The sequence below is a fragment of the Plectonema radiosum NIES-515 genome, from assembly GCF_025753815.1.
Taxonomy (GTDB): domain Bacteria; phylum Cyanobacteriota; class Cyanobacteriia; order Cyanobacteriales; family Nostocaceae; genus Hassallia; species Hassallia radiosum_A.
In genome coordinates this window covers 31,486-45,603 of record NZ_JAOWRF010000316.1, presented here as the reverse complement: position 1 = coordinate 45,603, position 14,118 = coordinate 31,486, and the positions used below count along the sequence as shown (strand labels likewise).

At 41.9% G+C, this 14,118-nt stretch carries 13 protein-coding genes; 7 read left to right on the top strand and 6 right to left on the bottom strand.

The window, feature by feature from the left end; all coding sequences use genetic code 11:
* Positions 1–31: 31 nt before the first annotated feature.
* From mreC to ribD, 3 genes are all read left to right on the top strand, one after another.
* Positions 32–847 carry a rod shape-determining protein MreC gene (mreC, locus tag OGM63_RS22080; protein WP_263747805.1) on the top strand — a complete coding sequence of 272 codons (816 nt, stop codon included), beginning with the start codon at positions 32–34 and terminating at the stop codon, positions 845–847.
* A 38-nt stretch (positions 848–885) separates the two neighbouring features.
* Positions 886–1,533 carry a rod shape-determining protein MreD gene (gene mreD, locus OGM63_RS22075; RefSeq protein WP_318528519.1) on the top strand — a complete coding sequence of 216 codons (648 nt, stop codon included), beginning with the start codon at positions 886–888 and terminating at the stop codon, positions 1,531–1,533.
* Between the two features lie 293 nt (positions 1,534–1,826).
* Complete coding sequence (gene ribD / locus OGM63_RS22070) at positions 1,827–2,921, top strand: bifunctional diaminohydroxyphosphoribosylaminopyrimidine deaminase/5-amino-6-(5-phosphoribosylamino)uracil reductase RibD (RefSeq protein ID WP_263747831.1); 1,095 nt, start codon at positions 1,827–1,829, stop codon at positions 2,919–2,921.
* 245 nt (positions 2,922–3,166) lie between these two features.
* Here the strand turns inward: ribD and OGM63_RS22065 are convergent, their stop codons facing one another.
* Positions 3,167–3,388 (bottom strand): hypothetical protein, encoded by a 222-nt coding sequence (locus OGM63_RS22065; RefSeq protein WP_029634178.1) that lies wholly within the window; start codon positions 3,386–3,388, stop codon positions 3,167–3,169.
* Positions 3,389–3,922: 534 nt separating this feature from the next.
* Here OGM63_RS22065 and OGM63_RS22060 point away from each other — a divergent pair.
* Entirely contained in the window at positions 3,923–4,270 is a 348-nt protein-coding gene (locus OGM63_RS22060) for a Dethiobiotin synthetase (protein WP_263747804.1), read from the top strand.
* A 252-nt stretch (positions 4,271–4,522) separates the two neighbouring features.
* Here OGM63_RS22060 and OGM63_RS22055 read toward each other — a convergent pair whose 3' ends face one another.
* The 4 genes from OGM63_RS22055 to OGM63_RS22040 form a co-directional block, all read right to left on the bottom strand.
* Positions 4,523–5,116 carry a hypothetical protein gene (locus OGM63_RS22055; RefSeq protein ID WP_263747803.1) on the bottom strand — a complete coding sequence of 198 codons (594 nt, stop codon included), beginning with the start codon at positions 5,114–5,116 and terminating at the stop codon, positions 4,523–4,525.
* A 167-nt stretch (positions 5,117–5,283) separates the two neighbouring features.
* On the bottom strand, positions 5,284–6,312 hold the full coding sequence (locus OGM63_RS22050; protein ID WP_263747802.1) for a zinc-dependent alcohol dehydrogenase: 1,029 nt from the start codon (positions 6,310–6,312) through the stop codon (positions 5,284–5,286).
* Positions 6,313–6,630: 318 nt separating this feature from the next.
* Entirely contained in the window at positions 6,631–6,831 is a 201-nt protein-coding gene (locus OGM63_RS22045) for a hypothetical protein (protein ID WP_263747801.1), read from the bottom strand.
* A 40-nt stretch (positions 6,832–6,871) separates the two neighbouring features.
* Complete coding sequence (locus OGM63_RS22040; RefSeq protein WP_263747800.1) at positions 6,872–7,939, bottom strand: glycosyltransferase family 4 protein; 1,068 nt, start codon at positions 7,937–7,939, stop codon at positions 6,872–6,874.
* Between the two features lie 481 nt (positions 7,940–8,420).
* On the opposite strand from OGM63_RS22040, the gene xth reads away from it, so the two are divergent.
* The 3 genes from xth (at position 8,421) to OGM63_RS22025 (ending at position 12,101) form a co-directional block, all read left to right on the top strand.
* Positions 8,421–9,203: an exodeoxyribonuclease III gene (gene xth / locus OGM63_RS22035; protein ID WP_263747799.1), complete on the top strand. Its 783-nt coding sequence runs from the start codon at positions 8,421–8,423 to the stop codon at positions 9,201–9,203.
* Positions 9,204–9,467: 264 nt separating this feature from the next.
* Entirely contained in the window at positions 9,468–10,343 is an 876-nt protein-coding gene (locus OGM63_RS22030) for an SDR family oxidoreductase (protein WP_263747798.1), read from the top strand.
* A 261-nt stretch (positions 10,344–10,604) separates the two neighbouring features.
* Entirely contained in the window at positions 10,605–12,101 is a 1,497-nt protein-coding gene (locus OGM63_RS22025) for a beta-barrel domain-containing protein (protein ID WP_263747797.1), read from the top strand.
* A gap of 156 nt (positions 12,102–12,257) precedes the next feature.
* Here the strand turns inward: OGM63_RS22025 and OGM63_RS22020 are convergent, their stop codons facing one another.
* Entirely contained in the window at positions 12,258–13,748 is a 1,491-nt protein-coding gene (locus OGM63_RS22020) for a S8 family peptidase (protein WP_263747796.1), read from the bottom strand.
* Positions 13,749–14,118: the final 370 nt, after the last annotated feature.

Genomic DNA, 14,118 nt, shown 5'->3' with positions numbered 1-14,118 from the left:
TTGTAAAAATATTCTTATAAAAAAGGTATATATGTTTACTTCGCGTCGCTGGTGGGAGCGCAAAGGATTACAAATCGGGCTGGTAAGTTTAGTAGTTGGTGGCGCTTGGATGCTTCGACAAACTCAAGGCGGTCTTTTGCTGGGTATGTATGAAGAAATGACCCGTCCTTTGCAAATGTTGCACACAGGTCAAACTCAAGAAGAACGTGTTAAAGATCCACGGGTGTTGGAGTTGAAAACGCGCATAGTAGACCTGGAAAACCAAAATCAAAAGCTAAAGGACTTACTCGGTTACATTGAAAAAGAACCCAAAGCAGCCCGCCCAATTCCAGCGCGGGTGGTGGGACGCGGTGCTGACCATTGGTGGCAACAAGTAACTATCAATCGTGGAGCAAGGGCCGGAATACAAGAAGGTTACATTGTCAAGGCTGAGGGTGGATTGGTAGGTTTGGTAGAAAAAGTGACTGAAAATTCTAGCCGGGTATTGTTAATTAGCGATCTCAAGAGCCAAGTGGGTGTAACAATTAGCCGCACTGGAGCTAAGGGCGTTTTGCGTGGAGATGCTTCTGCTGATGGTGTGTTGGAATTTTATGAAAAAGTTCCCAATGTCAAGCCTGGAGATTTAGTTTCTACATCTAATTACAGTCAGAAGTTTCCTTCTAGCTGGGCAGTAGGACGAGTGAAATCTCTGAATTTGAAGAAACTCCCAGCATCAGTGGCAACAATTGAATTTTTCCCGGCAATTCGATCTTTAGATTGGGTAACTGTATACCCCAAGCCGGAAAACCAAGTGCCGGAAATTCAACAGCAAGCAAAACCTGAATCGATAAATAAAAAACCACAATAGTCTAATTAAATTTTCGCGTTTTAAATATATTAAAAATAATGAAGATTCCTGCATTTGGTCATAGCAGGCAGCAAAAGCCCAAATCGCCAGAGCGAAAATCGCAATCGAAATCCCAATCAAAACCACCATCGAAACCGAAAATTAAGCCTCTTTCTCAATGGCATCCCCGGCTGCGTCAGGTGTTAGATTTGACGTTGACGGGAGGGTCTGTACTGTTATGTTTAATGATGTTGCCTACCCGGCTTCCAGGGATGGAATTGTTGGGAATTGCACCTAACTGGCTATTGATTTGGGTGGTATCTTGGAGCGTGAAGCGCACGGTCTTTCAAGGAGCATTAGCAGGTATAGTTTTGGGGCTGCTTCAAGATGCCATGACATCGCCCAACCCCAGTCATGCTATTAGTTTGGGGATAGTGGGAATGATTACTGGCTTGATGCAGAAACAGCGTTTTATCCAAGAAGACTTTATTTCTATTGCCTTAATTGTCTTTGGAATGACAGTTTTAGAAGAAACTATTTTTGCGTCGTTATTAATTTGGATGGGCGATCGCAATATCCAAGACATCTGGACATATTACCAGAAAGTCGCCCTTGCCTCTGCTATTCTCAGTAGTCTTTGGGCACCTGTGCTTTATTATCCCTTGAATAGGTGGTGGCAGCAGATAAAATTGGCGGAGCAATCATGAAGGTTGAAATTTCAAGGCACTCGTAGTGCACCAGGTAGCGCACTCGTGACGCGGAGAATTCGCCCTCGTAATTCTCTACTTAGGCGCTTAGGATAGGGCTAAAGGCTAGAGTTAAAAAGTTATATATTCTTAATTATTAATCCAAGCGTCCCTAGTCTCTAATCGTTGTATTGCCCAAAGTTATGGATAATTCCCCAGTCATTGCTCAACCAAATGCATCAAACAATAATCACAGTGAAGAAAATGCACTTTTAGTCAAGTCGGCAGTTGGTTTGGATTCACACTCGGAGAAAATGGTGGGAAATGACTTTGACTCTCGCATGATGCAGCGGTGTTTGTCACTCGCAAAACGCGCTACCGGACGCACTTCGCCAAATCCTTTAGTGGGAGCGGTAATTGTCAAAGATGGCGAAATAATCGGGGAGGGGTTTCATCCTCGTGCCGGCGAACCTCATGCGGAAGTTTTTGCCCTCAAAGCAGCTGGTGCTGCCGCTCGTGGAGCGACAATTTATGTCAGCTTAGAACCTTGCAATCACTACGGACGCACTCCGCCTTGTTCGGAAGCCTTAATTGCCGCTGGGGTGGCAAAAGTGGTGGTGGGCATGGTTGACCCTAATCCTCTGGTTGCGGGGGGTGGCATTGCCCGTTTACGCGCCGCTGGGATAGAAGTTGTGGCAGGGGTGGATGAAGTTGCTTGCCAGAAAATTAATGAAGGTTTTGTTCATCGTATTCTCTACAAACGACCTTTGGGTATTTTGAAATATGCCATGACTTTAGATGGCAAAATTGCTACAAGTGCCGGTCACAGTGCTTGGGTGACAAACCAAGATGCCCGCACTGAAGTACATCAACTGCGGGCTGCTTGCGATGCTGTAATTGTCGGTGGCAATACAGTGCGACAGGATAATCCTTATTTAACCAGCCATGAGGAGGGGGCAAATAATCCCTTGCGGGTGGTGATGAGTCGCAGTCTGAGATTGCCAGAAAATGCCCACTTGTGGGAAACTTCTGAAGCTCCCACTTTGGTTTTAACAGAAGTAGATGCTAACCCTGATGTTAAACAATTGTTGCTTCATCAGGGAGTAGAGGTGCTGGAACTAACTCCACTTACACCAGATAAAGTAATGGCTTACTTGTATGAGCGGGGTTTTTGCAATGTATTATGGGAATGTGGTGGGATATTAGCCGCTAGTGCGATCGCTACTGGTGCTGTACAAAAAATTCTTGCCTTTATTGCTCCAAAAATCATTGGTGGTAACAATGCACCCACACCTGTGGGTGATTTAGGCTTCACCACTATGACTGAGGCTTTGCCTTTAGAAGGTGTTAGTTGGCGTGTAGTAGGTTCCGACTGCTTGGTAGAAGGTTATTTGCCACGAAAAAGTTAATAGTGGTTAGTTGATGGTTGTTATACCAATTTTACGTGAGGCTGCACATAACGCCCTCAGGCGCTTTAGCCTGGGGCTACAGGATCTAAGCCCACCTGCGTGGGCTAATTTTATGCATCTTCATATGAAATCGCCATTAGTAGTTAGTTGATGGTTGGAGCATTGGAGCGTTGATGGTTAAGAATTATCCACTAACCACTAACTACTAACCACTAACTACTAGCAACCAACCAATCAAGATTATCTTAGCCGTAACATTGACGGTCATGGGCGATGTCACGAATTAGGCTTAACCTGGCTTGAATGTAGTCACAGAGAAAATCAGTTTCGTTACAATCTAACAATGCTTGCGTTTTGGTTTGCTTGACTAACCATTGCACCAAGCTAGCATCGTCTAGTTGCAAGAGGGTCTTGGAATGGGCTGTTTCAACCACAGTCCAAAGCTGACGCATAATCGTAGGAGTCATCAGACCTCAATCTAATCATTAGCTTAGTTATTTTTAGCGTACACAATTGCGGCAATAAATTGGGCATGAGCGTACAAGCCGACACAAGTGTTATCAAAAACTTAATAATCGGATTTATAACTTGATGAACATTAAGAATCAGCAACGCGCTGACTTCAACTTAATCGGAACTAGGTAGATTAAGAAAAATTAAACGTTACTCATAGGTTATGGGCATTGGGCAGAAAAGAAAAGAAAAGTAAGTTAAATTTATTGACGATCGCCTACTTAATTAGATAATCACTCTTTTCAGAAAGTTAAAAACTTAAAAAATAATAAAAATATTTTTTAAGTTTTTCATTATGAAAGAACTTAACTTAATTACAATATGGCAATATATTAAGTAGCCGCGATGAACTGCGTTTTCCCTCGCAGGTATATAAAGCTCTGTTCCAAGCGTTCCTATTTGAGACATGGGAAAAAAATCAAGTTGACTGCGGCAACTAGCGCGTGCGATCGCACGCGCTATGTGCGCTTCAATGGTACTCTGTAAACATGAATTACGGAACTGCTCGCAAACTACTTATTGACCAGGCAATAACAACTGAGGAAAACCCAGATGCTCTGTTAATGCGGATGCAACAGGGAAAACCACCTGTACCTGGTCACGTTACTTCGATTTTATTGGCGTTGAAAGTGGTTTTTGAAGAACTCAAGGATGCTACAATTATAGAGAGGGAATTAGCTCACTCGCTGTATCAATTAAGCATGAAAAGTCAACAGTTGTTTGCAGCGGGGCGGAAAGCTGGAATTGAATGGCCCCCGCTACTAAAAGAAGACTTGCTGCGAATTACCATCGCTGTTGAAAGTATCTTTTCTGGCGATTGGCAAACTCTACATTAGACATAGGCGTAAAAAAGGATGTAGAGACGCGATAAATCGCCGTCTCTACAAAGGATTTCGGAAAACGCATATTTTATTTCTATGCTCAAATCTTGCACCGAACGATTCAAATCGCGGCTAAGAGAACAAAGCCTGCCTACGCAGGCTAGCAAACCCATGATTTTCCGTAGTCCGCGCAGGCGGACTTAGTTTGTTTAGCCGCGACTTTTAGTCGTTAGGGCTTGATGCAAGATATGAGTACGCCTATGTCTATTAACGATTTCGCAATTCGGCTTCTAACTTATCTAAATCGGTTTTGAGCAAAACTGTCATCTGACCGACGAAGGCTTTACCTTCTTTGGGTTGAGCAACTTCTACCCAATATGCATAGCGATCGCCTACACGTAATTCTCCCTGCAATGCTTCTCTAATGGGAGTTTTCGCCAAACGCGCATTATTTATCGCACTTTGATTCGGATACTCATATATCACCTGAGCGCGATTGAAATCTTGATATATATCCAACCCATAAATTACGCGCAACGATTCTTGCAACCGTTGAGCCGTAATCCCATTAATTGCATCATACATCGCAATCCGTTCAGTGCGTATTCTGCTGCGGTTTTTGGTAAAAGCGACTCTACCAGGTGGTAACACCGATGCTTGAAAACTAAATCGCTGTGCTGCTGTATCAGTCTTTTGAATCAAAAAGCGCTCATTTGGGCTGGGACGAAGTGTAGAATTAGCTTTAATCCAAGTGCCGACTTCCTCTGTACTTTGCCCTGGTAAAGCATTAACTTTGGAATCAGAAAGCATTCCCAGGCAAATTAAGGGAACTAGAGAAATCAACAGAGGTTTTTTTAACATTTTCTCTTGGGGATTTAGATTACGATTCCCTCCATAGAGGGTGTAATCATAGTTTTCCCTTTTTCCTTCAAAATTGATTGCATAGTTGAAAATAACGATCGCAGGTGCTGTACTTTCGGCGGTAACATACCCTCTTAGTGGTTTTATATTTAATTCAACCTACCTAATTACGGAATCATCGCTACTTTAATTACTTTACGCGCCTTCATATCAGAAAATACCTGTTCTAAATCTTTCAAAGGACGCTGTTCGCTGATAAGTAACTCAAAGGGAATTTTTCGACTTGCGATGAGTGATAAAGCTTCCCGCACAAACTTTGGAGTATTGTGAAATACGCCTTTTAGTGTAAGCTCAGTGTAATGTAGCTGTTCTGTATTGACAGTAATTGTGGTATCTCGCGGACAACCACCGAATAAATTGACTGTAGCACCAGGACGAGCGCAGGCGATCGCACTTTCCCAAACGCTCGGTACACCAGTCGCTTCAATCACCACATCTGCACCCCACCCATCGGTTAGTTCTTTCACCAAACTGGGAATATCTGCTATCTGACGATAATTAAAAGTCTTTGCTGCACCCAGCTTTGTCCCAATTTCTAACCGAGTATCATTACCACCCAACAGAAACACCTCAGCAGCAAAATCATACGCTAACTTGGCGACAAACATCAAGCCGATCGCTCCGTCTCCCAACACGACTACTTTATCCCCAGCTTTGACGTTAGAACGTGCTACCCCGTGCAACACACAAGCTAAAGGTTCCGTCATCGCTGCCAATTCATCTGGCAAGTCATCGGGAATCGGCAACAAATTATGCTGAACTATCGCTGCGGGAATTTTTAAGTATTTGGCAAAAGTGCCATTATTCCAAGTTAGATTCGGGCAAAGCGAATATTCTTGGCGTTGACAAAAAAAGCAATTCGTGCATGGGGCAGAATTATTTGCCACCACGCGATCGCCTACTTTCCAACCCCTAACACCTGCACCTAATTCGACAATTCGTCCAGCTGCCTCATGACCAAACAGAGTTGGAGGCTTAAGCATTTTAGCATGACCCCCGCGCCGCCAAACTTTCAAATCCGTACCACAAGTTGTGGCTATTCCCACAAGGATTACGACTTCACCCTCACCAGGAGTAGGATTGGCAACTGACTCTAACCGTAAATCTTCCTGACCATAAAGCAATGCTGCTAACACAGCCAAAACCCATTAAGAGTGCTCCACCTGATTTTACCAGGTGAAGCCGACAACTTTATCAAAAGACATCTGATAGAAATTAATTATGCGTTGCACGATCAGACTAGCGTAGAGACTTCGTATTTCGCGTCTCTACATCTTTTCCATTCCTATGTATAAAAGATATCGACCGAATTTAATTATGCTTTGTCCGAAACCCTTGTAAAGACGTTCCACCGGAACGTCTCTACATCTTTTCCACTCCTATGTACAAAGGTTAATTAATCTCGAATTTTAGGAACCTGGGAACTTTCAACTTTGAGGATGAGTCTGGATAATTTAAGAATTCACTGCTGGAGGGGTAAGCACTCCCGTGGTTCTGGTTTCTGGGTTAGTCAAGGAACAAACTGTTAACTGTGGAACTTCTTGGCGACAAGATTGACAAAACCAGTATAATTCACCTTGACGGACATGACGTAGCAGGGAAGCACCGCAACACGGACAGGTGTTGGCTTTCATACTCATACGAATGTCCTCCATAAAAATCGTTGTTTGTTTGAAGTAGAAAAAAAAGCGTTAATTAAAAGCGAATTTTACCGACATGAAGGCGTCCATTTAAATCAATCCGGTCTTGAATGATTTTTTCATAAACCGCTTCATAGCCGTTAACCATTTGGCTAACACTAAAGTTGTTTTCTACGTATTCTCGGCAAGTTTGACGATTTAATTTTAAAGCAGATTTTATCATTGCCGCCATTTCATCATAACTTTGGCAAACCATACCTGTAACACCTTGGGCGATCACTTCCGGTACTGAACCTAAATTCAGGGCAATTACTGGTGTCCCAGTAGCCATTGATTCAATCATTACTAAACCAAAAGGTTCGCTCCAGGTAATGGGGAAAAGTGTAATAGTAGCATTGCCCAGAAGTTCAGCTTTTTCGGTGTGGTTTATTTCACCGAGGTATTCAATTTGCTGACCATCTATTTCTGTAGCAATTTCTTGTTCAAAAAACTTAGAGTCTACTAAATCGATTTTTCCAGCCATTTTCAGACGCCAACCTGTTTTTTTCGCAATCGCGATCGCATGTTGCGGTCCTTTTTCTGGTGAAAAGCGTCCTAAAAATGCTAAATATGGCGGTTCTTGAGGTTTGGCGACAAAAGGATAATCTGCCGGATTAATTCCGTTGTATACTGTGCCGACGTAGTTGAGATCGATTTGGCGTTGCGCGTTACTAATGCTGACGTATGCTTGCTTTTGGTGGTAAGAAAATACGTTACGGTTGTCGTTCGTAAATCTACTATGCAAAGTATGAACTGTTGGTGTGGACACCAAACTGGCTAAAGGTAATGCCGAAATCCCTACATGGGAATGGATGATGTCAAATTCCGCTGAATTTTGGTAAACTTGACTGAGTTCGAGTGTTTCATACACGCCATAATCTTTGACATTCGGGTCTAAGCGCAATGCACGCGGATAAACTGCTTTTAAATCAGCTAAGGTTTGTGAATCTCCAGAAGCGAACAAAGTTACATCATGACCTCGACGCACTAGTTCATCAGTCAATCGACTCACTACCAACTCAATTCCTCCATAACTCGGAGGTGGAACTTGTTCCCATAAGGGGGCTACTTGAGCGATTTTCATTTCTTTGCTTTGCTTGTTCTGCTGAAAAATTCCTCACATTATACACTGAAATCTTATCACAGGAGAGCATTTCTACTTAAGTGTTTGCAATTGAAATTAACCTTATTTACTCCCCATACCGCAATATAAGTTAACCGTACTCGGAAAATACAATTAACTAAATAAACACTCTTACCACACATTTATCAGCCAACCCCATATCTATATTACAGCGTAATCCTAAATACTTTCATCTATCTTGGGGATCATATATTACCAAGAAGGGGAAAAGAGAAAAGGGACGGAAATAAAATAGGGATTTATTCACTATAACTCTATATTTCTTACCCTTTCCCCCTTACCCTTTCCCCTTTCCCCCTCTTTTAAATTAGATATTTTGTAGCTGAAAATACTAAATTTTTGTTCAAATGAATTTTTATGGAATCAAACTAACTTAATAAATCTTGAGAAATAACAACTGACTTACTGATAATTTAAAAGAATGAAAATAGCTACTTGGAATGTCAACTCAATTCGTACTCGTTTAGAACACGTTGTGAATTGGTTGAGTGAAAATCCGGTTGATGTCCTGTGCTTACAAGAAACCAAAGTTGTAGATAGTAGCTTTCCGCGATCGCCTTTTGAAGAATTGGGCTATCATTTGTATACATCAGGGCAAAAAGCTTACAACGGTGTGGCTCTGATTAGTCGTGAACCGCTTACAGATGTAAGTACTGGTTTTACATCGATTTTGGCAAATATAGAGCCAACTTGGGATGATTCCAAACGGGTGATTACAGGTGTAAATAATGGCATTCGCATCGTTAATCTTTACGTTCCCAATGGTTCAGCCGTGGGAAGCGAGAAATATGAATATAAGCTCGAATGGTTAGAATTGCTCTATGAGTATTTGCGATCGCTCTTATCATCACAACCAAAAATCTGTATCTGTGGGGACTTTAATATAGCCTTAGAGCCTGAAGATATTCATGAAGGTGTAATTGCGGAAAATCATATTATGGCATCTCAACTCGAACGCCAAGCCTTAAGAAAGATTCTCGCCTTAGGATTTGCCGACGCCTTTCGTAAATTTACCACAGAAGGCGGACATTATAGCTGGTGGGACTATCGCGCTGCCGCATTTCGCCGTAACTTAGGTTGGCGAATTGACCATCATTATCTCACAGATCCCTTGTATGAGGGTGCAGTCAGCTGCACCATTGATGTAGCACCGAGAAAATTACCTCAACCGAGCGACCATACACCCGTCATTGTTGAATTTTAGATTTTAGGATGTGGTTAGGGGTTAGGGGTTAGGAGTTAGGGGTTAGGAGTTAGGGGTTAGGAGTTAGGGGTTAGGAGTTAGGGGTTAGGAGTTAGGGGTTAGGAGTTAGGGGTTAGGAGTTAGGAGTTAGGGGTTAGGAGTTAGGAGTTAGGGGTTAACTAACAACCAACAACCAACAACTAACAACTAACAACCATCAACCAACAACCATCAACCAACAACCATCAACGATCAACGATCAACCAACACATAATTCAAACTTATATGTTTTTGGTAACTGGAGCAACAGGAGATATTGGTCGCAGAGTCGTGCGACTACTACGTACACAAGAGATGTCGGTGAGGTCATTTGTGCGTTTGACATCGCGTTACAGCGAGTTAGAACATCGAGGATCTGACATCTTCATCGGTGATTTGCAAGAAGAAAAAGATATCCCGAAAGCTTGTCAGGGGGTACAGTATATTATCAGCGCCCACGGTTCAAGTAGCAATGCCTTATCTCTGGACTACCGAGCGAATATTGAATTAATCGAGCAAGCAAAAGCCAATAAAGTAGAGCACTTTGTCTTTATTTCCGTACTAGGTGTTGACCGAGGGTATGAAGATGCTCCGGTTTTCAAAGCAAAACGAGCAGTAGAACGCTATTTACAAGGGAGTGGTTTAAATTACACTATTTTACGCCCAGCTGGATTAGCATCAAATTTACTGCCATTAGCAGAACGGTTTCGGGAAACGGGACTTTATTTGCTTATTGGCGATGCGAAAAACCGTACTTCAATTGTGAGTACAGATGATTTAGCAAAAATGGTAGTAGATTCTGTGACAGTTTCAGCTGCTCGTAACAAAATTTTACCAGTCGGAGGACCGGAGATTTTATTGCGAGGAGATATTCCTCAGATTTTTAGTCGCATCTTCAACAAAGAGCCACTATTGATTAACGCACCACTTTTGCTAGTTGATGGGTTACGGGGTGGATTAGGTTTATTTAATTCCGAAGGACAAAAAGCTTTGGGAACCTTTCGTACATTGCTAGCGAATGAATTTTTCTGTACAACTGAGGAAATTGCCAATTTAGAGGCAATTTATAATTTTAAGCTAGAAAGCTTGGAAAGTTTCATCAAGCGTTATTTAGCAGTTTAACTGGATAGTGGATAGTTGATAGTTGATGGTTGATAGTTGATAGTTGTAATTTGGTTATACCAATTTTATGTGAGGCTGCACATGATGCCCTCAGGCTGTAAGCCTGGGGCTACACAAACAAAGCCTACCGACCTAGGCTAAATTATATGCATCTTCATAATGATATTAGTAGAACAACCACCAACAACTAACCATTAACCAACAACTAACCAACAACTAACAAATAACCACCAACAACTAACAACTAACAACTAACCAAATATGAAATCTTCCATAGTTGCAAATGCTGCTCAAGCACGTCAGACAAAAGAAAGATTCGCGAAACCAGAAGACCAATTATCTTATGAATTAAGTAAAGCGGTACAGGAATTACCACCGCTATACACGAGAATTTTAGCAGGAACAATTAGTGCGGTGATATTTGGAACGATCGCTTGGGCAAATTTTTCGCAAATAGATGAAGTAGCGACAGCACCAGGGGAATTAATTCCTTCGGCACAAGTGCGACCGGTGACATCGCTGGGTGGTGGGTCAATTGTATCAGTGAACGTTAAAGAAGGCGATCGCGTTGCGAAAGACCAAATTTTGCTTCAACGCGATCCCGGTGTTCAAAAAACCGATGTTGCTCGCCTCAGCAAATCTGTAAAATTGATTCAAGAAGACATGCGGCGTTTGGATGCAGAACGTATTGGTGGTACAATAGCGGGAACGCAAATCCAAGATGAACTTTTAAACTCTCGTTTACAAGACTTCAAAGCACGTCAAGCAGCAGCTGAAGCTGATGCTAACCGCCAATTAGCATTAATAGACCAATCAAAAGTACGCCTCACCCGTTTGGAAGATAATTTAGATAACGCTAGAAGTAATCTTGCCAATATTAGAAATAATTTGGAAAACGCTAAACAAGTCCGCAACCAAACATTACCTAACTTGAAGATAGCTCAAGAAAGAGTAGATAGACTTGGATCTTTACTGAAGAGCGGTGGAGTAGCGAAATTACAATATTTGCAAGCGCAAGAATCATACAACCAAGCAAATGCACAAATAACCAGGGCAAAAGATGAGATAGTTAATGCCCAAACCAAAATTAACGAAGAGCAAGACAAAGTTTCGTCTTTAGAAAAAGATATCGCTGGGCAAAAGCAAGAAATTCGCTCTATCGAAGCAGCTTATCAAGGCACCCGCAATCAAGCGCAGCGTGTAGCATCAGAGCGTAAAAGTGAAATTTTAACTGGACTCAACAAGCGCAAAGAAGAAATGACCAACGTTGCAGGTCAGTTAGAACAAGCAAGAAAGCAACAAGATAACGAAACCATCAAAGCTCCGGTTGCCGGAACTATCTACAGAATCAAAGCAAGCAAAGGACCGGTGCAATCAGGTGAAGAGTTATTATCTATTTTACCAGAAGGCGAGGACTTATTGCTAGAGGTGAAAGTTTTAAATCGCGATATTGGCTTTATTCGGGAGGGAATGAAAGCCAAAGTGAAAATGGCAACCTTTCCTTTTCAAGAATTTGGCACAGTTAATGGTGAAGTTGTGCAAGTCAGTCCGAATGCGATCGTCGATAAAGAATTAGGCTTAGTTTTCCCGACAAGAATTAAGCTAAATAAACATTCTGTAATTGTGCGGGGTCAAGAAGTCGGATTTACACCAGGGATGACTGCTAATGGTGAAATTGTCACTCGTAAGAAGTCGATTTTGACTTTCATCGTCGAGCCGGTGACTCGCAGATTTAGCGAGGCTTTCTCTGTGAGATAGATTTGGGTGCAAAGACGCGCAACTTCTCATTAAACATCTCCAGAAAAGACGTAGCAATGCTACGTCTAATCAAGGGTTTTGGCAACGCATAATAAAAGAACGATCGATAGGCTTCTAGGCTGTTGGGTGGAGCGTTTTTGTGATAAATCGTCTTTTCTAAACTATTTGCGAATTGATATCAAACAACCAATCCTGATACTCTTCGATTTGTGTTTTTGGTTGTTTTAATATGTTTTCAACAAGAGCATCGGTGTGAATATTGATGCCGAAAATGTCTTGAGAATATTGGGATTGTAACTGAAGTTCTGGGAAAAGCATTTTATTGTCTTTAATATAACTATCGGTGAAGCTAAAAGTTGCAGGCTTGTAAGTTGGGAAAAGGTTTCTAGAATCACTTTCAATTCCACTGTTAAAACTGGGCAAAAAGTCGTCAGCAATTTCCGGAGAAGACTGGAATGAGGTATTAGATATATTTGCAATCAGTCGATCGCTCTGAGTTGTAGAACTTAAGCTGAAGTTAGAATTTGTCGCTTGTGTACTATTTCCAGAAGTGTCTTGCAGAATTTGACGCACTTGGGCATCTGTTAAATTAGGGTTAGCACTCAGCATCAATGCGACTACACCAGCAACGTGAGGAGTTGCCATTGATGTGCCACTATAATTCGCATACTTATTACCCGGAAGTGTCGAGTAAATATCGACTCCTGGAGCTGTGACGTAGGTAAGTGGGTTAAATCCAGCTAGGTTAGAGAAGCTAGCCAAATTATTTTCCTTATCGACAGCACCAACAGCAATTCCGGTTTCGTTTGCGTAGCGGGCAGGGTATCCTGGTTGTAAGCCACTGTCATTACCCGCTGCCATGACAACGATCGCTCCTTTGCTGCTAGCATATTTCAAAGCTGATTCTAGAACGCTGTTAGGATAATCACCACCTAAACTGAGGTTGATGACATTGGCTCCATTGTCGGCAGCATAACGAATACCCTGTGCGATCGCATCATAAGAACCACTACCAGAGTCATTCAAAACCTTGACTGGCATAATTTTCGCATCATAAGCAATACCAGTCACACCAAAGTCGTTTTTCTCGGACGCAATAGTACCAGAAACATGAGTGCCATGACCGGCTACATCTAAGGTGTTATTGTCGTTGCCGTCAAAATTCCAACCGTTGACATCATCAACATAGCCATTGCCATCATCATCTATGCCATTACCAGCAATTTCTTTGGTATTAGTCCAGATATTATCCTTTAAGTCGTCATGGTTGCGGTCAACTCCAGTATCCACCACAGCAACCACAACACCTTTACCAGTGTATCCCTTCGCCCACGCTTCTGGAGCTTTTACCAGGTCAGCACCCCAATTATTTCCACCAAGGTTAGGAACATCAGCAAAAGTCTTCTGACCAGCAGCTTTACTCACTGCATCTGCGGCATTAATTAAACCATAGCCATCAATATAGTTATAACTTTCACTATAAGCAGTGGTAGACGAATCGAGCATCTGCACGTCATTTGTCGCTGAATTGAAGCTGCTGTGACATCCATAACTCCAGTTGTAATCATCCTTTTGATTAAAGGAATCTACTGGGGATACAGGAGTGAAATTGAGCTTTTTATCATAATAATTAGAATCACTTTCCATAAGTCTTCTTTCCTGATATGAATTAATATTTTTGACAGCACAAGCTGTTAAAATCTTTCTGCCAAGATTTTCCAAAAGAAATTATTCCCCTTTGCCAATAATTACTATGAATTGAAATGTGAAAATGCCAATTTGCTTACAAATAAGAAAAGGTCAGGATTAATTGTCATTAAAACAATATTTTAATCAAGTCTTTATTTGTATATTTAGGAACTAATAAATAGACATAAAAAACACAGAAATTCATTACCCGACGACTAAAGTCGCGGCTACAAAAACAAAGTCTGCCTACGCAGACTTCATGTCTAAAAAGCCTGGTTCGTCAGGCTTTATTTGTGCGATCGCTTTTCTCAAATGAAACCAGGGTGCT

Coding starts and splice junctions, on each gene's coding strand:
- OGM63_RS22045 (WP_263747801.1), bottom strand. CDS start 6,831: ATGGAGGACATTCGTATGAGTATGAAAGCCAACACCTGTCCGTGTTGC.
- ribD (WP_263747831.1), top strand. CDS start 1,827: ATGGTGGGAAATGACTTTGACTCTCGCATGATGCAGCGGTGTTTGTCA.
- mreC (WP_263747805.1), top strand. CDS start 32: ATGTTTACTTCGCGTCGCTGGTGGGAGCGCAAAGGATTACAAATCGGG.
- OGM63_RS22055 (WP_263747803.1), bottom strand. CDS start 5,116: ATGTTAAAAAAACCTCTGTTGATTTCTCTAGTTCCCTTAATTTGCCTG.
- OGM63_RS22040 (WP_263747800.1), bottom strand. CDS start 7,939: ATGAAAATCGCTCAAGTAGCCCCCTTATGGGAACAAGTTCCACCTCCG.
- xth (WP_263747799.1), top strand. CDS start 8,421: ATGAAAATAGCTACTTGGAATGTCAACTCAATTCGTACTCGTTTAGAA.
- OGM63_RS22060 (WP_263747804.1), top strand. CDS start 3,923: ATGAATTACGGAACTGCTCGCAAACTACTTATTGACCAGGCAATAACA.
- OGM63_RS22020 (WP_263747796.1), bottom strand. CDS start 13,748: ATGGAAAGTGATTCTAATTATTATGATAAAAAGCTCAATTTCACTCCT.
- OGM63_RS22025 (WP_263747797.1), top strand. CDS start 10,605: ATGAAATCTTCCATAGTTGCAAATGCTGCTCAAGCACGTCAGACAAAA.
- OGM63_RS22030 (WP_263747798.1), top strand. CDS start 9,468: ATGTTTTTGGTAACTGGAGCAACAGGAGATATTGGTCGCAGAGTCGTG.
- OGM63_RS22065 (WP_029634178.1), bottom strand. CDS start 3,388: ATGACTCCTACGATTATGCGTCAGCTTTGGACTGTGGTTGAAACAGCC.
- mreD (WP_318528519.1), top strand. CDS start 886: ATGAAGATTCCTGCATTTGGTCATAGCAGGCAGCAAAAGCCCAAATCG.